We start from the raw sequence: 20,324 nt of genomic DNA, 5'->3' as shown, positions 1-20,324 counted from the left end.
TCACCTCTGTGGAGTTCAGCGTGCTCGGCCCGGTGGAGGTGCGGTCGGCGGACGGGGCGGTCGTCCACGTCGGCGGGCCGAGGCCGCGTGCGGTGCTGGTGATGCTGCTGCTGGACCCCGGCCGCCCGGTCGGTCTGGCGCGGTTGGTCGCGGGCCAGTACGGGGACGACCCGCCGGCCGAGGCGGCGAACGCCGTGCAGGCGCAGGTGTCGCGGCTGCGGCGGGCGCTCGGCGGGCTGGTCGAGTTCTCCGGCGGCGGCTACCGGATCGCCGTGCGGCCGGACGACGTGGACGTCCACGTGTTCGAGCGCCTCGCGCGCGACGGACGGCGGTCGCTGGCGGCCGGTCGCGCCCCCGAGGCGGTGGCCGTCCTCCGGGAAGCGCTGGGGCTGTGGCGTGGGCCGGCGCTGGCCGACCTGCCGCACGGCGACGCCTCGGCGGCACGGCTGGAGGAGCTGAAGCTGGCGGTGACCGAGGACCTGGTCGACGCCGAGCTGGCCGCGGGCGACGGCAGTCCGGTGGCCCGGCTGCGGTCGCTGGTGGAGCAGCACCCGCTGCGCGAGCGGTTCCGCGAGCAGTTGGTCCGGGCGCTGCACGCCGAGGGGCGCACGGCGGAGGCGCTGGCCGAGTTCGAGCGCGCGCGCCGGCTGCTGGCGGACGAGCTGGGGGCGGACCCGACGCCCGGCCTGGCCGCCGCCCACCTCGCGGTGCTGCGGGCCGAGCAGCCGGTCCCGGTCGTGCGGCGGGTGCCGCCGGCCCAGCTCACCAGTTTCGTCGGACGGGAGGCGGAGCTGGCGAGGCTGGCGGCCGAGCGAGCCCGCCTGGTCACGGTGTTCGGGCCGGGTGGCACGGGCAAGACCCGGTTGGCGGTCGAGTCCGCCGGTCCGGACGCCTGCTTCGTCGACCTGTCCGCGCTGGACGCCGCCGCCGACGCCGCCGACGCGGGCGACGCCGTGCCGCTGGCCGTGCTGGCCGCGTCGGGGCTGCGCGAGTCGGGGTTCCGGCCCGGCCCCGCCGATCCGGTGGAACGGCTGGTCGCCGCGCTCGACCAGGACCTGCTGCTGGTGCTGGACAACTGCGAGCACGTGGTCGGTGCTGTCGCCGCGTTGGTCCGCGCGCTGCTCACCCGGTGCCCCCGCCTCCGGGTCCTCGCCACGAGCCGTGAGCCGCTGGGCCTGACCGGCGAGACGCTGCTGCCGCTGGAACCCCTGGCCACCGCCGCGCCGGACGTGTCGCAGGCCCCGGCGGTCCGGCTGTTCGCGGACCGTGCGGCGGCGGTGCGGCCCGGGTTCGCGGTCGACGGGTCCACGGTGGACGCGGTGGCGGCGATCTGCGCTGCCCTGGACGGCCTGCCGCTGGCCATCGAGCTGGCCGCCGCCCGGCTGCGTCAGTTCACGGTCGCCGAGATCGCCGAACGGCTGGCCGGCCACGGCCGGTTCCGGCTGCTGTCGCGAGGGGATCGCACGGCGGCCGAGCGGCACCGCACGCTGCACGCGGTCGTCGCCTGGAGCTGGGATCTGCTGGGCGGACGGGAGCGCCGGTTGGCGCGCCGGTTCTCGGTGTTCGCCGGTGCCGCGTCCCTCGCCGCCGTGGAGGAGGTCTGCGGGGACGAGGACGACGTGCTCGCCGATCTCGTGGACCGCTCGCTGGTGACCGTGGTCGACGGGCGCTACCGGATGTCCCACACGATCCGGCTGTTCTGCGCGCAACGCCTGGAGGAGGCCGGCGAACAGGACGAGCTGCGCCGCAGGCACGCGGCCTACTACCTGGCACTGGCCCGCCGCGCCGACCCGCACCTGCGCGGCGCCGAGCAGTTGACGTGGCTGGCGCGCCTGTCCGCCGAGCACGACGACCTGATGGCGGCGCTGCGGTGGGCGGACCGCGAGACCGGTATGCGGCTGGTGGCGGCGCTCGCCGCGTACTGGTGGCTGAGCGGACGGCGGGGACAGGTGGGGGAGGCCGCTGCCGCCCTGCTCGACGGCGACGTGCCCGAGGGGCTGGAGGAGGAGTACGTCAGCTGCGTCGTGCACGCCCGGCCGCGGCCCGCCGCCGGGCACTGGAGCCGGGCGCGGCGGCTCGTGGCGACGCGGGAGATGCGGTACCCGTTCGGGCTGGCGTTGTGGGGCATGGTCGCCGGACCGCCCGACGACCTCGCGGCCGACGCCGGCCGACTGCTGGGCGACGACCCGTGGAACGCCGCGCTCGGCCGGTTCAGCAGCGCGTTGCTCGCGGTGATGCGCGGGGCGCCGGCCGAGGGCGAGCGGGGGATGCGGGAGGCGTTGGACGCGTTCCGGGTGCTCGGCGAGCGGTGGGGCACCGCCCAGTCGTCGGACTGGCTGGCGCAGCTCGCGGGGTGGCGGGGCGAGTGGGCCTCGGCGCACGAACGGTGGGACGAGGCGCTCGGCCTGTTCGAGGTGCTCGGCGCCACCGAGGAGTGCGCTGAACTGCACTGCCACCGGGGGCGGTGCCTGATCCGGCAGGGCGACCTGGCGGCGGCGCACGCCCAGTTCACGCGTGCCGCCGCGCTGTTCGCCCGGCCCGCGGCGGAAGCCGTGCTCGGGCTCGGCGAGGTCGCGCGGCTGCGCGGCGACCTGCGGCTCGCCGCCGACCTGATCGGCCGGGCGCGGGCGGAGGAGGGCGGCGCGCCGTGGATGACGGCTCGGGCGCTCACCGCGTCGGCCCGGCTGGCGGAGCTGTCCGGGGACCGCGACGAGGCGGCGCGGTGGCACGACGAGGCGTTGGCCGTGGTGCGCAGTCCGGCGCTGGCGACCGAGCTGGCCGCGGTCGTGGAGGGCCGGGCCGGGCTGGCGCTGCTGGACGGTGCGGCCGACCGGGCGGCGTTGCTGCTGGGCACGGCGGTGGCGTTGCGCGGCACGGCCGAGGTGGGCGATCCGGACGCGGCACGGGTGGCCGACGGGGCACGGGCGCTGGTCGGGGCGGAGGTGTTCGCCGAGGCGTACGCGCGGGGTGCGGCGATGAGCCGGGACGAGGCGCTGACAGCCCTCGGGGTGTGACCGACAGCCGCTGTCAGCGGACTGTCGACGGAGTGTCGACGCGCCCCCCGATGCTCTCGGCCATGAAGAACACCACGGTCCTCATCTCCGGCGCGGGCATCGCCGGCCCCGCCCTCGCCCACTGGCTGCACCTGCTCGGCTGCGCGGTCACCGTCGTGGAGAAGGCGTCCGAGCCCCGCCCCGGCGGGCAGGCCGTCGACTTCAAGGGCCCGACCCACCGCCGGGTGCTCGAACGCATGGGACTGCTGGACGACGTGCGCGCCCGCCAGACCGGCGGCGTCGACCAGACGATCGTCGACGAGCACGGCCGGGAACTGGCCGTCATCCCCGGCGCGTTCACCGGCGGCGACGTCGAGATCCGGCGGGGCGACCTCGCGGCCCTGCTGCACGAGAAGACCGCGCACGCCTGCGAGTACGTGTTCGGCGACTCCGCGACCTCCCTGACCGAGACCGCCGACGGCGTGCACGTCACCTTCGAACGCGCCGCGCCACGCACGTTCGACCTCGTGGTGGGCGCGGACGGGATCCACTCCGCGGTGCGGCGGCTGGCGTTCGGTCCGGAGGAGGACCACGTGCGGTTCCTGGGTCACTACTACGCGCTGGCCGACCTGGGGGACCTGGGCGGCGAGCCGGTGATGTACAACGAGCCCGGCCGGCTGGCGGCGGTCGGCGGTCCGAAAGCGCCGGCGTTCTTCGTGTTCGCGTCCGACGAGCTGACCTACGACCGGTACGACACGGCGGCGCAGCGGGAGATCCTGCGCTCGGCGTTCCGGGGCGGCGGGTGGCGGTTGCCGGAACTGGTGGACGCGATGTCCGGTGCGACGTCGATCCACCTGGACTCGATCAGCCGCGTCGAGGTGGACCACTGCGCCAGGGGACGGGTGGTGCTGCTCGGCGACGCCGGCTACGGCAACACGCTGGGCGGTTTCGGCACGGGGCTGGCGGTGGTCGGCGCCTACGTGCTGGCCGGCGAGTTGCAGGCGGCCGACGGCGACCACCGGGTGGCGTTCCGCCGGTACGGAGAACGGCTGCGCGGCCTCGCGAAGGTCGCCCGCAAGGCCAACGCCGGGCCGTTCCTCGCACCGCGCAGCCGGGCCCGGATCCGGTTGCGGAACCGGGTGTTCAACTCGCGGCTGGTGCTCTCGCTGCTGCTCAAGTCGACCGACTGGTTCGCCACCGACCCCGACCTGCCCGACTACCCGCTGCCCGGCCCCGACCGGAGCCGGTCGGGCATCCGGACCACCGGGAGTCCGGCCGACTCCGAGCTGTAGTCAGGTGGAGACCGGTCACCGAGCCGGCACTCGGCGGTCCGGCTCGACGGGCGACCTCACGGGTCTAGGCTGGTTCGGTCGATCGTCCGTCTCGAACCGGAGGCCGTGGTGGGGCTCGTCGTCGTGGATCTGCCGGAGCCCGCGTGGATGCGCGGGAGGTGGGCGGCGTTCGCGGCGGTCTGCGCGGCACGGGGATGGGCCGACAGCTGTCACGCCGACGGAACGGTCTGGCACTACGACGACGGCGGCGGCAACTGGGCCGACCTGCACCACGTCGGCGGTGGGCGCGCGGTGTTGATCGGCCACGACCACGAGTACTCCGAGACGTACTACTCGACCGCTGCGGAGTACTTCGAGGAGCCGGAGACGGACCTGTTGGCCGGTGCGCCCGAGTGGTGGGCTCCACCGGTCCGCACGGCGTTGGAACAGGGCTCGTGGGTCGGCTTCGTGTACGGGTTCGAGGACGGCGTGTGGCGTCGCGCCCCGTACGACCTGGACGACGGGTTCGACTCGGTGAACCTGCCGGCCGCCGACGACCGGCGGTGCCGGGAGCTCATCACGGAGTTCGCGCAGGACGCGCCCGGCCTCGCCGGCGCCGCGCCCGACCCGGACGCGGTCGGTGCGCTGATCGCGGCGGACGGTGACGTCACCGAGGAGCACGTGGCGGCGGTCGTCGGTGCCACCGGGTGGGACGCGGCGGCCGGCGCGACCGCCGCACGCGGGTTCCGCGCATCCACTGTGGACTGAGCCGCACGCCGGGTTCGCGCACGTCGCGAGCCTGGCAGGGAGAGTCAAGAATCCGTCCCCCTCCCGACCTACCGTCCTTCCTACCCGGTGCAGGGGGAGGAGGACGATGCTCGACACACTCCACACGCTCGAAGTGGTGCGCCGCCGAGGGATCGTGTCCCGGTGGGGCGTCGGCGCCGTGCTGGTGGCGGTCGTGGGCTGGCTCGGCTGCACGGTGGCGGTCAGCCCCAATCTCGAGTGGACGGTGGTCGGCAGGTACTTCCTCGCCACACCGGTCATCGAGGGCGTCGGCGTCACCCTGGTGCTCACCTTCGCCACCCTCGGCATCGGCCTGGTGCTCGGCGCGGCGCTGGCGATGATGATGCAGTCGCGCAACCCGGTGCTGTCGGCCGCCGCGTCGGGCTACGTCTGGTTCTTCCGCGGTGTGCCGCTGGTCGTGCAGATCGTGTTCTGGTTCAACCTGTCGCTGCTGTTCCCCACGCTGGGGTTCGCGCCGACCAACCAGGTCGTCACGCCGTTCCTGGCCGCGTTGCTCGGGCTGGGGCTGCACGAGGCGGCCTACCTGGCGGAGATCATCCGGGGCGGGTTCCTCGCCGTGCCGCGCGGCCAGGTGGACGCCGCGCTGACCATCGGCATGACGCGGGCGACCGCGACGCGGACGATCGTGCTGCCGCAGTCGATCCGGGTCATCCTGCCCGCGCTGGGCAACCAGTTCATCCTGATCCTGAAGGGCACCTCGCTGGTCTCGGTGATCGGCGGCGGCGACCTGATGACCCGCGCGCAGCAGATCTACGGGCAGAACTACCAGGTGATCGCGCTGCTGCTGGTGGCGACCGGCTGGTACCTCGTCCTGGTCACGGTGGCGAGCATCGGGCAGCGGTTCCTCGAGCGTTGGGCGGTGGCGTGATGGTCGGCGGGCTCCGCCTGCGTGGCATCCGGAAGTCCTTCGGGGCGCAGGAGGTCCTGCGCGGCGTGGACCTCGACGTCGCGCCGGGCGAGGTGGTCTGCGTGATCGGGCCGTCGGGCAGCGGCAAGAGCACGTTGCTGCGGTGCGTGAACCACCTGGAACCGGTCGACGCCGGGTTCGTCCTGGTCGACGACAGCCTGGTCGGCTACGAGCACCGGGACGGTCGGCTGTTCGAGAGCAGCGAGCGGGACGTCGCCCGCACCCGGCGGCGGATGGGCATGGTGTTCCAGCAGTTCAACCTGTTCAGCCACCTCACGGCGGTGCGCAACGTGACGCTCGGCCCCGTCCGGGTGCTGGGCCGCGATCCGCGCGAGGCCGAGCAGGAGGCCCGTGGGCTGCTGGCCAGGGTCGGCCTCGCCGCGCACGCCGACAAGCTGCCCGCGCAGTTGTCCGGCGGTCAGCAGCAACGGGTGGCGATCGCGCGGGCCATGGCGATGAAGCCGGCCGTGATGCTGTTCGACGAACCGACCAGCGCCCTGGACCCGGAGCTGGTGGGCGAGGTGCTCACCGTGATGCACGACCTGGCCGCGCAGGGCATGACGATGATCGTCGTCACGCACGAGATCGGGTTCGCGCACGACGTCGCCGACACGGTGGTGTTCATGGACGAAGGCGTGATCGTCGAGTCGGGGCCCGCCGAGCAGGTGCTGCTGTCGCCGAAATCCGAACGGACCGCGGCGTTCCTCGCCCACGTCCGCCGTCACCCCCGGAAGGAACACGATCATGCGTAGACAGCTGGTCGCCGCCGTCGCCGCGCTGGGTCTGCTGGCCGCCTGCGGCGATCCCGGGGCGACCCCGGCGCCGCCGGACGCCTCGCTGCCCGCGAAGGACCAGGCGCTGCACGACCTGCTGCCGCAGCGGCTCAAGGACGCGGGCGTGCTCAAGGTGGGCACGACGCTGCCCAACCTGCCGTACCTGCTCACCGACGGGAGCAACAACATCACCGGCGGCATCACCCCGGAGGTGGGGCGGGCGGTCGCGGCCAAGCTGGGCCTGCGCTACGAGATCGAGAACATCGCCTGGGAGGCGCTGCTGCCCGGTGTGACCGCGGGTCGGTTCGACATGGCCGACGACGGCCTGTCCGACACCGAGGAGCGCCAGCGCGTCGGCCTGTTCGTGGACTACATGCAGTCCGCCAGCGTCCTGGTGACCGCGAAGTCCAACGAGGGCAGGTACAGGTCGGTCGAGGACGCCTGCGGCAGGCGGATCGCCGCCATCCGGGGCACCACCGACGTCCAGCACGCGGACGAGATATCGCAGGAGTGCGTGCGCAAGGGCAAGCCGGCCGCCGAGTCCACCCAGTACCCGACCGCCCAGGACGCCGACCTCGCGCTGCGGTCCGGGCAGGCCGATTTCCAGGTTGCGGTCACCGAGCAGGCCAGGTACGCGATCAAGGAGCAGAACGCGCCGATCGTGATCGTCTCGGCCGACTTCGCGCCCACCTACGTCGGCATGTACCTGCGCAAGGACGACAGGCAGCTGGCGGACGCCCTGCTGGCCGCGCTCAAAGCGCTCAAGGCGGACGGGACGCTGGACCGTATCATCGGCCGCTACGGACTCCGGTCCCTCCCGGAACCGGGGTTGAACCTGGCCACGAGCGGGAGCTGACGGAAGGCGCGGCGCATGGGGCGTTCCGACGAGCCGCTGCCGCTGCACGAGATCGAGGTCCCGGTGCCGTCCGGCCTGTCGCCGTTCGCCATCGGGACCTTCGACGAGATCGGTGCGTTCACCCGCGCCCGGTTCCCGCACCGGCACGACTTCTACGAGATCCTGTACCTGACCGGCGGCGACGGCGTGCACGTGGTCGACTTCGAGCCTTACCCGATCGTGCCCAACACGCTGTACTTCCTCGCACCCGGCCAGGTGCACTTCTGGAAGGACACCGAGCAGGTGCGCGGCCGGGTGCTGGTGTTCGCCGAGGAGTTCCTGCTCGACCGGCCGGGCGGGCCGCCGCCGTTCCCCGGGGGCGGCCCGGAGCTGCGGCTGACCGGTGACCACACCGGACTGGTCGAGGGCATCTTCGACGACATGGCGCGGGAGTACCGGGCGCGTGCGTCCGGCTACGCCACGATGCTCCAGGCGTACCTGCACATCCTGCTCGTGCGGACGCAGCGGCTGCGCCAGGTCCGGCCGGAGGCCCCGATGTCCTCCACCGCGTGGCAGTTCATCCGGCTGGTGGACAAGCACGTGCTCGCGGAGCGGTCCGTGACGGCCTACGCCGAGCGGGTCGGGGTGACGGCCGGCCACCTGACCGACCTGGTGCGCGCGGCGACGGGCAGGACGCCCGGTGCGGTGATCCGGGCCGCCCTGGCGTTGGAGGCCAAGCGGCTGCTCGCGCGGACCGAGCTCAGCGTCGCCCAGATCGCGCACCGGCTGGCGTTCGACGACCCGTCGTACTTCGGCCGGTTCTTCAAGCGCGAGACCGGGACCAGCCCGGGGGACTTCCGCCGGGAGGTCCGCGAAAAGTACCAGATCGCCCGAGAGCGTTGACTGTCCGGTCGGGGCTGCCGGTTCGTACCTTCGGAGGACGTCCTCACCGAAGGAGATTCCTTACATGGCAGGGAAATTCGAGAAGTACATCGTTCGGGAGATGGTCCGCGAGGAGCTGCCGAACGAGGGTGTCCTGGCGTACGGGGAAGTGGAGGGCGGTACCAGCGGCGCGCACGCGCTGATGAGCGGCTGGCAGGTGCCGGGCAGCAAGGTGCACATCGCCTACAGCTGGATCCACGAGGTGCCGACCCCCAACCCGTACGTGCTGGAGCACACCCACGAGTACGACGAGGTGCTCATCTGGATGGGCTCGAACCCCGAGGACATCAACGACCTCGGCGCGGTGGCCGAGCTGACCATCGAGGACGAGGTCTACGAGATCTCGACCAGCGCCTCGGTGTACATCCCGGCGGGCGTCCGGCACTGCCCGCTCGGGTACCAGCGGGTGGACCGGCCGTTCCAGTTCATCGCGCTGTCGCTGCACCCCGAATACAAGTCGTGACCGATCCCGTCCTGCTGCACCGCATCCAGGCCTTCATCGACGCCCGCCTCGCCGACCCGGAGCTGACGCCGGAGCGGGTGGCGGCGGCGCACCACGTGTCGACCCGCCAGCTGTACCGGCTGTTCGAGAGCGAGGGCACGACGGTGGCCCGGTGGATCCGGGACCGCCGGCTGGAGCGGTGCAGGCGCGACCTGATCGCCGACCGCGTCGGGGTCGGCGTGGTGGGTGCGCGGTGGGGGATGCCGGACTCGTCGTACTTCAGCCGCGTGTTCCGGCAGACCTACGGCTGCGCCCCGCGGGAGTACCGGCGCGCGGGGCGGGTGGGCTGAGCCCACCCGCCCCGCGCGGGCTCACCGCCCGGCCAGGATCTCCGCCATGAAGCGCACCAGCCAGTCCTGGGCCGCACCGCGCGCGTGGGCGTGCCGGGCGTAGATGGAGACCTGCGCCGGCTCGATGTCGAAGGGCAGCTCGACCAGCCGGACGTCGTGGTCGGTGACGAACACCTCCGCGACCATGCGCGGCACCATCGCGATGAGCTCGCCGCCCTGCACCAGGTAGGGCAGCGACGTGAACCGGGTCGTCTCCAGCACGACCCGGTGCATCAGCCCGTTGGCCTCCAGCGCCCGCCTGGGCCCGTCGTGACCGGTCGGCCCGAACACCGCGATGTGCCGTTCCCCGGCCAGCTCCGCCAGACCGACCGGTCCGCGCAACCGGGGGTGCGCCGAGGCGACCATGCCGACGTACCCCTCGTTGAACAGCGGTATCCGGGCCACCCGGGGCGTGCTGAACAACGGTGACGCGATGAACGCGTCGATCTCGCCCCGCCCGAGCTGGTCGGGTGCGTTCACCACGTCCAACGGCCGCACCGCCAACGTCACCCCGGGCGCGTGCGAGGGCAGCGCCGCCATCAGCCGGGGCAGCAGCGCCACCTCGCCCAGGTCGGACAAGCTCAGCGTGAACGTGGCGTGCGCGGTCGCCGGGTCGAACGACCAGGCCCCGCTCACCGCCGCCTCGATGCCCGCCAGCGCGTTGTGCAGCGGCTCGTACAGCGCCTGCGCGGTCGCCGTCGGCACGAGGCCGCCCTTGGCCCGCCGGAACAGCTCGTCGCTGAACCGCCGCCGGAGTTTCTGCAGGCTGTAGCTGATGGTGGGCTGCGTGAGGTGCATGGCCTCGGCGGTCGCGGTGACGCTGCGGGTCTCGTAGAGCAGCACGAACGTGCGCACGAGGTTCAGGTCGAAATCCCGCATCATCGATCCCATCGATATAAAGTGGCCCGAACATTTATTGGAACACACTCCCGGACGTTTCCTATGGTCTGCCCACACCGCCGCTGTAGGAGGAAGCACGCTCATGCCGACCGTCCGCCGGATCTCCCACCAGTTCCTCGAACGCCGTGGGCTCACCACCGTCTTCGGCAACCCCGGCTCGAACGAGCTGCCGTTCCTCGCCGAACTGCCCGCGTCGTTCCGCTACGTGCTGGGCCTGCACGAGGGCGTCGTGGTGGGCATGGCCGACGGCTACGCGCAGGCCACCGGCCGTCCCGTGCTGGTCAACCTGCACGCCGCCGCCGGCTCGGGCAACGCGATGGGCGCGCTCACCAACGCCGTCTACTCCCGCTCGCCGCTGGTGCTGACCGCCGGCCAGCAGGTGCGGTCCGCCATCGGGCTGGAGGCGATGCTGGCCAACGTCGACGCCGCCCACCTCATGCGCCCGCTGGTCGGCTGGTCCGGGGAGCCGAGCTGCGCGGCGGACGTGCCCCGCTCGCTGGCGCAGGCCGTGTTCGAGGCCGAGCTGCACCGCCGCCCCACCTACCTGTCCGTGCCCTACGACGACTGGGCGCAGGAGCTCGACGACAGCGTCGCGGTGACGTTGGACCGCGAGGTGCGGCGTGGGTTCGCGCCGACCGAGGACCAGCTCGCCGAACTGGTCGGGCAGGTCTCCACCGCCCGCAACCCGGCGCTGGTGCTGGGCGGCGACATCGACGCGGCGGGGCTGTTCGACCGCGCGGTGGCGCTCGCGGAGCACCTCGCGCTGCCGACGTGGGTCGCCCCGTCGCCGCACCGGCTGCCGTTCCCGAACCGGCACCGGTTGTTCCGGGGCGTGCTGCCCGCCGGGATCGCGCCGGTGTCCACCGCGCTCGCCGGGCACGACCTGATCCTCGTGCTGGGTGCCCCGGTCTTCCGCTACCACCAGCACGTGCCGGGCCCGTACCTGCCGGAGGGCAGCCGGCTGGTGCAGGTGACCGACGACCTGGGCGCGGCGACCCGGGCGCCGATGGGGGAGGCCCTGGTCGCCGACCCCGGTGCGGTCGTGGAAGCGCTGCTGGCCCGCACCACCGCGCGCGGGGGCGAGACCGGCTACGTGCCGAACCCCGAGCCGGCGACGGCGGAGGAGGCGCTGCACCCGGAGCAGGTCTTCGCCGCGCTGCGGGAGACCCAGACGGCCGACACCACGTACGTCGTGGAGTCCACCTCGACCAACTCGGCCTGGTGGCGGCAGATGGACCTGCGGCAGGGCAGCTCGTACTTCTTCCCGGCCTCCGGCGGTCTCGGCTTCGGGCTGCCCGCCGCCGTCGGGATGGCCATGGGACGCCCCGACCGGCCGGTGGTGGCCGTGGTCGGCGACGGGTCGGCGAACTACGGCATCACCGCGCTGTGGACCGCCGCCCAGCACCGGGTACCGGTCACGTTCGTCATCCTGCGCAACGGCACGTACGGCGCGCTGCGCTGGTTCGGCGGGCTGCTCGGCACCCCGGACGTGCCGGGCACCGAGATCCCCGGTCTGGACTTCACCCGCATCGCCGAGGGCTACGGCGTGCCCGCCACCACCGTCACGGAGGTGGACGAGTTGCACGCGCAGCTCAAGGCCGTCGCCGACGGCCCGCGGCTGATCCAGGTCGACACCCAGCTGACCACGCCGGAGTAATTCCGCGCCCGACCCCGGAAGAGGAGCACGGCAATGACGACGTCTCCACCCCGCTCCACCTGGACGGCCGTGTTCTGCTGGCTGACCGTCCTGCTGGAGGGCTACGACCTGGTCGCGTTCGGCGCGACCATCCCGACCCTGCTCAAGACTGGCCACCTCGGCTTCACCCCGGCGGGCGCGACCCTGGTGGCGACCGTGTCGCTGATCGGCGTGGCGGTCGGCGCCGCCGTCCTCAGCCCCCTCACGGACCGGTTCGGCCGGCGCAGGCTGCTGATCGGCTCGGTCCTGCTGTTCTCCGTCTTCACGCTCGTGATCCCCCTGTCTCCGAGCGTGGAGGTGTTCGCCCTGCTCCGGTTCATCGCGGGCCTGGGGCTGGGCGCGTGCATGCCGGTCGCGCTGACCGTCATGTCGGAGAACCTGCCGCCGCGGCGCAGGGCGAGCGCGAGCACGTTCACCATGACCGGCTACCACGTCGGCGCGGTGCTCATGTCCGTGCTCGCCCTGGCGGCGCAGGAGGACTGGCACCTGCTGTTCTACGGCGGCGGCCTCGCGGGCCTGCTGGTCGTGCCGCTGATGTGGTGGCGGCTGCCCGAGTCCTCGGCGTTCCTGGCCGCCCGCGACGAGTCCGAACGGATGTCGCCGCGCGACCTGCTCGGACCGAGGTTCCGGCGGACCAGCATCGCGGTGTGGGTCGGCTCCTTCATGGGTCTGCTGCTGGTCTACGGGCTGAACACCTGGCTGCCGCAGCTGATGCGGACCGCCGGCTACCCCATCTCGACCGCGATCACCCTGCTGCTGGTGCTCAACGTGGGCGCGGTGATCGGCCTGCTGGCGGCCGGCCTGATCGCCGACCGGTACGGCATCAAGCCGATCGCGACGCTGTGGTTCGGCGCGGCGGCGGTGCTGCTGGCGGCGTTGAGCCTGAAGGTGAGCAGCAGCTTCCTGCTCAACCTGATGGTGCTGCTGACCGGCGTGTTCGTGTTCTCCGCCCAAGTCCTGATCTACGGGTACGTGGCGCAGGCGTTCCCGGCCCAGGCCCGCGGCACCGCGCTCGGCTTCACCTCCGCGGTGGGCCGGCTCGGCTCGATCCTCGGCCCGTTCGTCACCGGCGCCCTGGTCACGGCGGGCATCGCGTACCCGTGGGGCTTCTGGTTCTTCGCGGTGGTGGCGGCCCTCGGTCTGGGTGCTGTGTTGCTGCTCGCCCGCACCCCCGACTCCCAGGCTGCCGAGGCACACACACCGCTGTGATGTCCTCGGGGGACCGGAAGGTCATCCAGTCGTCTGAGCGCACTGGCGGGCGGCGTCGGCGCAGCGCCGTCCGCCGGTGGCGCCACTGCGTCGACCGCTCCCGCGAAGTGCGGCCACCGGGCGGCGGATTCCAGGCAAACGGGGAATTCCCCTGCGTCAAAAGAGTGAGGTTCTGCCAACGGGCTGTTCAACCGGCCGACCGCGAGCAGCATCGGAGTGCTGGATCTTCGTGGTGAGGGAGACGCCATGCCGGAGCCGTTGTCGGACGTGGAGAGCGCGATCGACCGGTGGGAACGGGATGCCGAGCGGAAGGCGGCCCGCTACCGGGAGATGACCGACGAGGTGGAGCGGATCTCCATCACCGGGTCGGCCGCGAGCGGCGCGGTGACCGTGACCGTCGGCGCGAACGGCATCCCCGACGCGGTCACCATGACCGACGGCGTCCGCAAGCTGAGCCCGGACCGGATCGCCGCCGCCGTGATGGAGGCGATGACCCGGGCGCAGTCGCGTTACCCGGAACGACTCGCCGCGATCATGGCGCAGACCGTCGGCGACGACGCCACCACCCGGCACCTGGTGGCCACGGCGCAGGCCGGTTTCCCGCACCCGGAGGGGCAGGAGCCGCCACCGCCACGACCGCCCCGTGACGGCGACGACGACGACTTCAGCGGTGACTCCTACCTGTCGGGTGGTCGCTGATGACCGGCGGGTACCGGGTCCTGGTCGACGAGCTCGAAGGGCACGCCGGGAAGGTCGACGCGCTGGCGGGCCGGTTGCGGGCGGCGGTGGACGCCGCGCGTCAGGTCACCATGTCGGACGGGGCGTACGGGGTGATCTGCCGACCTTTCGCGATGCTGCTCCAGCCGTTCGAGCAGATGGGCGTGGACGCGCTGGCGAAGGGCGTGGAGACGATCGGCCACGTGGCGGAGGAGGTGCGCGCGACGGCCGGTGACTACGGCGCCCGGGAGCAGGCCGGGGCCGCCGCGTTCGACGGGATCGAAGTCGGATGACCGGGGGCCTGGTCGCCCAGCCGCAGGACACCACGAACGCGACCACCGGGATCGGCATCCTGGAGGCCGCCGACGGCCTGGCGCAGGGCGTCTCCAGCGGTGACTGGGTCGCCACCGGGCTCGGTGCGGCCGGGGTCGGCCTGGAAGCGCTCAGCATGGTGGTGGACCCGGTCGGCACCCTCGCCTCCTACGGCGTCGGGTGGCTGATCGAGCACGTGCAGCCGCTGAAGGAGGCGTTGGACTGGCTGGCCGGCGACCCTCCGGTGATCCGGTCGTTCAGCGAGACGTGGGCGAACGTGGCGCGTGAGGTGTCCGCGATCGCGCAGGACTACCTGAACGAGTCGCGCAACGGCACGGCGGGCTGGACCGGCAGCGCGGGCGACGCCTACCGGGCGCACTCGGCACAGGTCGCGGACGCGGTGGCGGGGGCGGGCTCGCTGGCGGACGGCATCTCCGCGGGCGTGATGATCATGGGCGAGGTGGTGGCGGCGGTCCGCGAGATCGTCCGCGAGATCGTGGCGGAGCTGATCGGCCGGCTGATCGCCTGGGCGCTGGAGGCGGTGGCCACCCTCGGCTTGGCGATCCCGGTCATCATCGGGCAGGCGATCACCGCGATCTCCAAGGTGGTCAAGAAGATCGGCGACCTGATCCGCAACCTGATCAAGACCGTCGGCAACGTCACGCCGCGCATCCGCAAGGTCGTCGACAAGCTCGACGAGATCATCCAGGCCCTGGGCAAGCTGGGCCGCAAGGCGGACGGCCCCGCGGTCAAGGGCCCCGACGCCCCGACGCCGCGCGGGCCGGACCCCTCGCCGTCCGGGCCCTCGGGAGGCGGCACCACCAGCCCGTCCGGCACCACCAGTCCATCGGGAACGACCAGTCCTGCCGGCACCACCAGCCCATCCGGTACCACCAGTCCTTCCGGCACGACGGGCCCGTCCACCATCCCGGACACCCCGGCCACGCCCAAGCCGGACGGTCCGTCCACACCGGACGGGACATCGCCCGGCGGCAACTCCCCGAACACCCGGGGCCCCGACACCGCCAAGAACGGCCAGGGGAACAAGCCCGGCGACAAGGACGGCGGCAGCGGCCAGAAGTCCGACGGCAACGGCGGCTGCGACGGCAAGGGCGGCGACCCGGTCGACGCGGTGTCCGGCCAGATGATCGTCAACGGCACCGACGTCGACCTGCCCGCCCTGCTGCCGCTGTTCCTGCGGCGCGCCTACGCCTCGGGCTACCGGGGCGGCCGGCTGCACGGTCCCGGCTGGTCGTCCACAGTGGACCAACGACTGGAGGTCGACGAGCACGACGTCCGCTACTTCGGCGACGACGCGGAGATCCTGCGCTACGAACGCCCGGAACACCCCGGCTCGCGGGGAATGCCGAACGACGGCGCGCGCTGGGCGCTGACCTGGGACGGCGACACCTACCGGGTGGAGGACCCGCGAACCGGCTGGGTGCGCCACTTCGGCCCCAACCCGACCGACCCGGGGGTCCGCCCGATCACCGCGTTCACCGACCGCAACGGCAACCGCATCACCTACCGGCGCGACGCCGCCGGCCTGCCCACCGAAGTGGTCCACTCGGGCGGCTACCGGATCCTGGTGGAGACCGTGCACGGCGACGCCGGCCCCCGCGTCGCCGCGCTCCGCCTGGCGGCCGACAACACGAAACTGGTCGAGTACCGCTACGACCCGCGCGGCCGGCTCATCGGGATCGTGGACACCACTTTCCTGCCGTACCAGTACGAGTACGACGAAGCCGACCGGATCACGGCGTGGGTCGACCGGGAGGGCTACCGCTACACCTACACCTACCGCGAGGACGGCCGGGTCGTCCGGGGTGAGGGCGCCGGGGGCTTCCTGTCCTCGGACTTCGACTACGACCCGGCGAACCGCAGGACCACCGTCACCGACAGCCTCGGCCAGGTCACGGTGTTCCACTACGACGAGTTCAACCACCTGACCAAGGTGGTGGACCCGCTCGGCAACGCGGAACTCACCGAGTACGACCGGTTCCACCGCCTGCTGTCCCGCACCGACGCGCTCGGCCACACCACCCGCTACACGCTGGGCTGGGACGGCGACCCGGTGCGCGTCGACCGCCCGGACGGCACCGCCGTGACCGCCGAGTACAACGAGCTGCGCAAGCCCGTGGAGGTCGTCGGACCGGACGGCGCGCGCTGGCGGTACACGTACGACGAGCGCGGCAACAAGCTGACCGAGACCGACCCGGCCGGCGCGGTCACCACCTTCACCTACGGCGAGCACGGCGAGCCCCGCACCATCACCGACGCGCTGGGCAACACCACGACCATCACCACCAACGCCGCCGGGCTGCCGGTGTCGGTGACCGACCCGTCCGGTGCCACCGAGCACTACCTGCTGGACGCGCGCGGGCGGCTGGTGCGGGCGACCGACGCGCTCGGCGCGGTCACCACCGTGCAGTGGGGCAACGCCGACACCCCGTCCCGGTACACCTACCCGGACGGCACCAGCCAGTCGTGGGCGACCAACGGCAACGGCGACGTGATCGCCGAGACCGACCGGGCGGGCTACACCACCGGCTACGAGGTGGGCCCGTTCCACGTCGTGGTCGCGCGCACCGACCCGGACGGCTCGCGCCACTCCTTCCGCCACGACACCGAGCTGCGGCTGGTGGAGGTGGTCAACCCCCAGCGGCTGACCTGGTGCTACACCTACGACCCGGCCGGGAACCTGGTGTCCGAGCGGGACTTCAACGGCCGCGCGGTGTCCTACCGGCACGACGCGGCCAAGCGCCTCGTCCGGCTCACCGACGGCGAGTCGATCGCCATCACCCGAGACCCGCTCGGCCGTCCGCTGACCCAGCGCACCGACAGCGGCGAGGTCACCACCTTCGGCTACGACGCGGCGGGCCGGGTGAGCACCGCGAGCTGCCCGGACGGCGACCTGGGGTTCACCCGAGACCCGCTGGGGCGGTTGCTCACCGAGACCGTGGACGGCCGCACCCTGACCTCCACCTGGGACCTGCTGGGCCGCCGCACGTCCCGCACCACGCCCACCGGCCACACGTCGGTCTGGCAGTACGACCGGGTGGGGCTGCCGGTCTCGCTGACCACGGGCGGGCGGCGCATCACGTTCGGCCACGACGCCGCGCGCCGCGAGGTGTTCCAGGCGCTGGGCCCGGACGTCGCGGTCACCAGCTCCTGGGACAGCTCGGGCCGGCTAGTCGCACGACAGCTGGTCGGCCCGGAGGGCGGGTCCCGGCCCCGTTACGGGCGCAGGTGGACCTACCGCCCGGACGGCGTGCCGGACTCGGCCGACGACAGCTTCGACGGCGCCCGGCGGTTCGAGTCGGACGCGCTGGGCCGGGTCACCGCCGTGCGGGCGGCCACGTGGCAGGAGGGTTACGCCTACGACGCGTCCGGCAACCTGGCGTTCGCCGCCGACAGCCGTGCCGACTCGCCGGCCGCCGGGCCGCGCGAGGTCTCGGGCACGCTGGTCCGCCGCGCGGGTCGGGTCCACTACGACCACGACGAGCGGGGCCGCCTGGTGCGGACCGTGCTCCGGACGCTGTCCGGCAGCCGTCGCGTGTGGACCTACCGGTACGACGCGCGCAACCGGATGGTCGAAGCCGTCAACCCGGCGGGGGAGCGGTGGCGCTACCGCTACGACCCGCTGGGCAGGCGGATCGGCAAGCGCCGGCTGGGCGCGGACGGCGTGGCGGTGGAGGAGTACCGCTTCCACTGGGACGGTCAGGTACTGGCCGGGCAGGAACGCCTGGAGCACGGCCTGGTGTCCACCACCACGTGGGACCACCGGCCCGGCACGTGGACGCCGATCAGCCAGGACACCCGCACCGCGGTGGCGGACGCGACCCGGCACGAGATCGACCGCCGGTTCCACGCGATCGTCACCGACCTGGTCGGCACCCCGACCGAGCTGGTGACGGCGGACGGCCGCGTCGAGTGGCGGCAGCGGACCAGCGTGTGGGGCGAGGACCGCGGCGCCGAGGGCGTGGTGGACTGCCTGCTGCGCTTCCCCGGTCAGTACCACGACCGCGAGACCGGCCTGAACTACAACCTGCACCGCTACTACGACCCGGCGAACGGCCGCTACACCACCCCCGACCCGCTGGGCCTGGACCCCGCGCCGAACCACCACGGCTACGTCGGGAACCCGATGGTCCTGCTCGACCCGCTGGGCCTGATCACCCGTGACCGCTACCTGCACCTGGACCGGCCGGGCTGGTCGAACTACACGTTGAGCGACGCGAACGGAACCGTCTACTACTCGGGCCAGTTCGGCCCGAACACCACCCAGGCCGACGTGGAACGCCGGCACGCCGCCAACAACAACCGCTACGACCCGAACAACGGCGACACGATCACCGTGCAGCCCGGCACGCGGACCTATGGCGAGTCGCGGTTGATGGAACAGCGACTGGCGGAGCAATACGATACGGTCATCGGCCGGGACGGCAACAACTACCGGGGCAACCGGCAGAACCCGATGAACGAGAACAAAGTGGACGAGTACGAACAATACGAGTCGAGGAAGAACAACGGGTTGGGATGTCCTCCGTGACCGACGCGCCACTCGCCGCCGACGCGCTCGACCCGTTCGCCTCGGGTTTCGCGGACGTCGCCGCCGAGTTCGCGGACGAGACCGGCGGACCGCCGACGCTGGGCGAGTTCCTGGAAGTGCTGGGCTGGTCCGTGCCGACGAACAGCGACGCCGTGGACGGCACGTTCACCGAGCCGCTGCGGCTGACGGCGACGGTGAAGGGCAAGCGGTACCGACCCGAGGGCGCCTCCAGGGTCGCCGAGCTCAACGACCACGTGTTCGAGGACGCCCGCTCGCTCAACGCCACCCTGACCGAACGGATCGCCTCCGCCGGCAGCCCGAGCACGCCGCAGCAGTACGCTTCGGCGATTCTCCGGATCATCCGGACGGGGCGGATCGCGTTCGCCGACGTCGACGGAACCGAGGTGCGCAGACTCGTGGCCGAACGCGCCAAGCGCAACACCAGGCTGTCCCCGGGCGACATCCTCGCCATTCCCGTGGAACCGTCCGGCCACCGGTTGGCCGTGGTCATCACCCGCAACCGCTTCGGCACGGCGATCGGCCTGTTCGAGGGCGTGTCACCGGACGGGCGGCCGTCGGCGGACGTGCTGAAGGCCCCTCGGCGGTTCCCGGTGTACACGGAGGAGAGCCAGGTCAAGAACGGCACCTGGCAGGTCGTCGGCCACGACGAGGGCCTGCTCGGGCGGTTCCCGGCCGATCCGGAGGTCTACCACAAGCCCGGCGCCTACCCCGGCGTGGACACCGGGGAGCACGGAGCGGCGGAGACGGCCGACGGTCCGCTGCGGATGATCGACGCGGAGGAGGCCGAGGCGGTCGGCCTGGCGGCCGGCAGGTACCGGCAGACCTACCCGGCGGTGTTCTTGCAGAAGGTGTTGAGCGGCGAACGGGACTGACCCGGTCGCCGGTCGTGCGGGCCCGGCAGGCGGCCCGCACGTCGACCACGGAAGGAGGTCCGCGGTGTGCGCTGCCGATCTCCCCTCCGGGCAGCACCGCAGGGCGACACCCGCCGACCCGGGCGGTTCGGACATCCAGGTCTCCCGGGCGGTGTCGGGTGACCGGGTCGCGGTCGAGCGCCTGCTGGCGTCCGTCCGGCCGCTGGTGGTGCGGTACTGCCGGGCACGCGTCCGCCGGTCCTCGGTGGCGGCGGACGACGTCGCCCAGGAGGTGTGCCTGGCGTTGTTGAAGGCGTTGCCGTCGTACCGGGAGCAGGGGCGGCCGTTCCTCGCGTTCGTGTACGGCATCGCCGCGCACAAGGTCGCCGACGCCCACCGCAGCGCCACGCGCGACAAGGCGGAACCGGTGGCCGACCTGCCGGACGGGCCGGCTGCCGGGGACGGGCCCGAGCAGCACGCGCTGCACGGTGAGCTGTCGGCGCAGCTGGCCCGGCTGCTGGACGTGCTGCCCGACATGCAGCGGGAGATCGTGCTGCTGCGCGTGGTCGTCGGGCTGTCGGCCGAGGAGACCGCCGTCGCCGTCAACTCCACGCCGGGGGCCGTGCGGGTGGCGCAGCACCGGGCGTTGAACCGGCTGCGGGCGACGCTGGCCGAAGACCCCCGACGGGTCGGGCTGTAGCGCTCCT

Annotated in this window: 17 protein-coding genes; 16 read left to right on the top strand and 1 reads right to left on the bottom strand. The window is 72.9% G+C overall.

From position 1 onward, the window contains the following. Positions 1-8 precede the first annotated feature (8 nt). From FHS29_RS37765 to FHS29_RS36990, 9 genes are all read left to right on the top strand, one after another. A complete protein-coding gene (locus tag FHS29_RS37765) occupies positions 9-3,014 on the top strand; it encodes an AfsR/SARP family transcriptional regulator (protein WP_184693779.1) in 3,006 nt (1,001 codons plus the stop codon). A 62-nt stretch (positions 3,015-3,076) separates the two neighbouring features. Further along, positions 3,077-4,285: an FAD-dependent monooxygenase gene (locus FHS29_RS23220; protein WP_184693777.1), complete on the top strand. Its 1,209-nt coding sequence runs from the start codon at positions 3,077-3,079 to the stop codon at positions 4,283-4,285. A gap of 108 nt (positions 4,286-4,393) precedes the next feature. Beyond that, positions 4,394-5,032 carry a proteophosphoglycan 5 gene (locus tag FHS29_RS23215; RefSeq protein ID WP_184693774.1) on the top strand — a complete coding sequence of 213 codons (639 nt, stop codon included), beginning with the start codon at positions 4,394-4,396 and terminating at the stop codon, positions 5,030-5,032. Positions 5,033-5,138: 106 nt separating this feature from the next. Further along, entirely contained in the window at positions 5,139-5,939 is an 801-nt protein-coding gene (locus FHS29_RS23210) for an amino acid ABC transporter permease (protein WP_184693772.1), read from the top strand. Further along, positions 5,939-6,730, top strand: a complete 792-nt coding sequence (locus FHS29_RS23205) for an amino acid ABC transporter ATP-binding protein (protein WP_184693770.1) — start codon at positions 5,939-5,941, stop codon at positions 6,728-6,730. The genes FHS29_RS23210 and FHS29_RS23205 overlap by 1 nt, the downstream gene beginning before the upstream one ends. Beyond that, positions 6,723-7,607 (top strand): transporter substrate-binding domain-containing protein, encoded by an 885-nt coding sequence (locus FHS29_RS23200; RefSeq protein ID WP_184693768.1) that lies wholly within the window; start codon positions 6,723-6,725, stop codon positions 7,605-7,607. Before FHS29_RS23205 ends, FHS29_RS23200 begins: the two co-directional genes overlap by 8 nt. 15 nt (positions 7,608-7,622) lie before the next feature. Continuing rightward, entirely contained in the window at positions 7,623-8,489 is an 867-nt protein-coding gene (locus FHS29_RS23195; protein WP_184693766.1) for a helix-turn-helix domain-containing protein, read from the top strand. Positions 8,490-8,553: 64 nt separating this feature from the next. Next, positions 8,554-8,991, top strand: coding sequence for a cupin domain-containing protein (locus FHS29_RS23190; RefSeq protein WP_184693764.1), 438 nt, complete (start codon positions 8,554-8,556; stop codon positions 8,989-8,991). Further along, on the top strand, positions 8,988-9,320 hold the full coding sequence (locus tag FHS29_RS36990) for a helix-turn-helix domain-containing protein (RefSeq protein ID WP_184693762.1): 333 nt from the start codon (positions 8,988-8,990) through the stop codon (positions 9,318-9,320). Before FHS29_RS23190 ends, FHS29_RS36990 begins: the two co-directional genes overlap by 4 nt. 21 nt (positions 9,321-9,341) lie before the next feature. Here FHS29_RS36990 and FHS29_RS23180 read toward each other — a convergent pair whose 3' ends face one another. Then, positions 9,342-10,238, bottom strand: a complete 897-nt coding sequence (locus tag FHS29_RS23180) for a LysR family transcriptional regulator (protein ID WP_184693760.1) — start codon at positions 10,236-10,238, stop codon at positions 9,342-9,344. 103 nt (positions 10,239-10,341) lie between these two features. Between FHS29_RS23180 and mdlC the strand changes: the two genes are divergently transcribed. The 7 genes from mdlC to FHS29_RS23145 all read left to right on the top strand — a co-directional run bounded on the left by mdlC (position 10,342) and on the right by FHS29_RS23145 (position 20,317). Next, complete coding sequence (gene mdlC / locus FHS29_RS23175; protein WP_184693758.1) at positions 10,342-11,916, top strand: benzoylformate decarboxylase; 1,575 nt, start codon at positions 10,342-10,344, stop codon at positions 11,914-11,916. Between the two features lie 33 nt (positions 11,917-11,949). Then, the gene (locus FHS29_RS23170) at positions 11,950-13,164 is read left to right on the top strand and encodes an MFS transporter (protein ID WP_184693756.1); all 1,215 of its coding nucleotides are present in this window, start codon (positions 11,950-11,952) and stop codon (positions 13,162-13,164) included. Positions 13,165-13,410: 246 nt separating this feature from the next. Next, positions 13,411-13,863 carry a YbaB/EbfC family nucleoid-associated protein gene (locus FHS29_RS23165; protein WP_184693754.1) on the top strand — a complete coding sequence of 151 codons (453 nt, stop codon included), beginning with the start codon at positions 13,411-13,413 and terminating at the stop codon, positions 13,861-13,863. Further along, positions 13,863-14,174: a type VII secretion target gene (locus FHS29_RS23160; protein ID WP_184693752.1), complete on the top strand. Its 312-nt coding sequence runs from the start codon at positions 13,863-13,865 to the stop codon at positions 14,172-14,174. The genes FHS29_RS23165 and FHS29_RS23160 overlap by 1 nt, the downstream gene beginning before the upstream one ends. Beyond that, positions 14,171-18,745, top strand: coding sequence for an RHS repeat-associated core domain-containing protein (locus tag FHS29_RS23155; RefSeq protein ID WP_184693750.1), 4,575 nt, complete (start codon positions 14,171-14,173; stop codon positions 18,743-18,745). Before FHS29_RS23160 ends, FHS29_RS23155 begins: the two co-directional genes overlap by 4 nt. Then, on the top strand, positions 18,742-19,638 hold the full coding sequence (locus FHS29_RS23150) for a hypothetical protein (RefSeq protein ID WP_184693748.1): 897 nt from the start codon (positions 18,742-18,744) through the stop codon (positions 19,636-19,638). The genes FHS29_RS23155 and FHS29_RS23150 overlap by 4 nt, the downstream gene beginning before the upstream one ends. A gap of 133 nt (positions 19,639-19,771) precedes the next feature. Continuing rightward, positions 19,772-20,317 (top strand): sigma-70 family RNA polymerase sigma factor, encoded by a 546-nt coding sequence (locus tag FHS29_RS23145; protein ID WP_312865077.1) that lies wholly within the window; start codon positions 19,772-19,774, stop codon positions 20,315-20,317. Positions 20,318-20,324: the final 7 nt, after the last annotated feature.

Origin of the sequence: Saccharothrix tamanrassetensis, assembly GCF_014203665.1 — a bacterium.
Lineage (GTDB): Bacteria > Actinomycetota > Actinomycetes > Mycobacteriales > Pseudonocardiaceae > Actinosynnema > Actinosynnema tamanrassetense.
Note: the sequence above shows the minus strand (reverse complement) of the source record. Positions and strands in the feature narration are given on the sequence as shown.

What these genes read in the sequence shown, in the direction of transcription:
- FHS29_RS23200 (WP_184693768.1), top strand. Translation starts at nt 6,723, where the DNA reads ATGCGTAGACAGCTGGTCGCCGCCGTCGCCGCGCTGGGTCTGCTGGCC.
- FHS29_RS23190 (WP_184693764.1), top strand. Translation starts at nt 8,554, where the DNA reads ATGGCAGGGAAATTCGAGAAGTACATCGTTCGGGAGATGGTCCGCGAG.
- FHS29_RS23220 (WP_184693777.1), top strand. Translation starts at nt 3,077, where the DNA reads ATGAAGAACACCACGGTCCTCATCTCCGGCGCGGGCATCGCCGGCCCC.
- FHS29_RS23165 (WP_184693754.1), top strand. Translation starts at nt 13,411, where the DNA reads ATGCCGGAGCCGTTGTCGGACGTGGAGAGCGCGATCGACCGGTGGGAA.
- FHS29_RS23170 (WP_184693756.1), top strand. Translation starts at nt 11,950, where the DNA reads ATGACGACGTCTCCACCCCGCTCCACCTGGACGGCCGTGTTCTGCTGG.
- FHS29_RS23180 (WP_184693760.1), bottom strand. Translation starts at nt 10,238, where the DNA reads ATGCGGGATTTCGACCTGAACCTCGTGCGCACGTTCGTGCTGCTCTAC.
- FHS29_RS23210 (WP_184693772.1), top strand. Translation starts at nt 5,139, where the DNA reads ATGCTCGACACACTCCACACGCTCGAAGTGGTGCGCCGCCGAGGGATC.
- FHS29_RS23195 (WP_184693766.1), top strand. Translation starts at nt 7,623, where the DNA reads ATGGGGCGTTCCGACGAGCCGCTGCCGCTGCACGAGATCGAGGTCCCG.
- FHS29_RS23160 (WP_184693752.1), top strand. Translation starts at nt 13,863, where the DNA reads ATGACCGGCGGGTACCGGGTCCTGGTCGACGAGCTCGAAGGGCACGCC.
- FHS29_RS23205 (WP_184693770.1), top strand. Translation starts at nt 5,939, where the DNA reads ATGGTCGGCGGGCTCCGCCTGCGTGGCATCCGGAAGTCCTTCGGGGCG.
- FHS29_RS23155 (WP_184693750.1), top strand. Translation starts at nt 14,171, where the DNA reads ATGACCGGGGGCCTGGTCGCCCAGCCGCAGGACACCACGAACGCGACC.
- mdlC (WP_184693758.1), top strand. Translation starts at nt 10,342, where the DNA reads ATGCCGACCGTCCGCCGGATCTCCCACCAGTTCCTCGAACGCCGTGGG.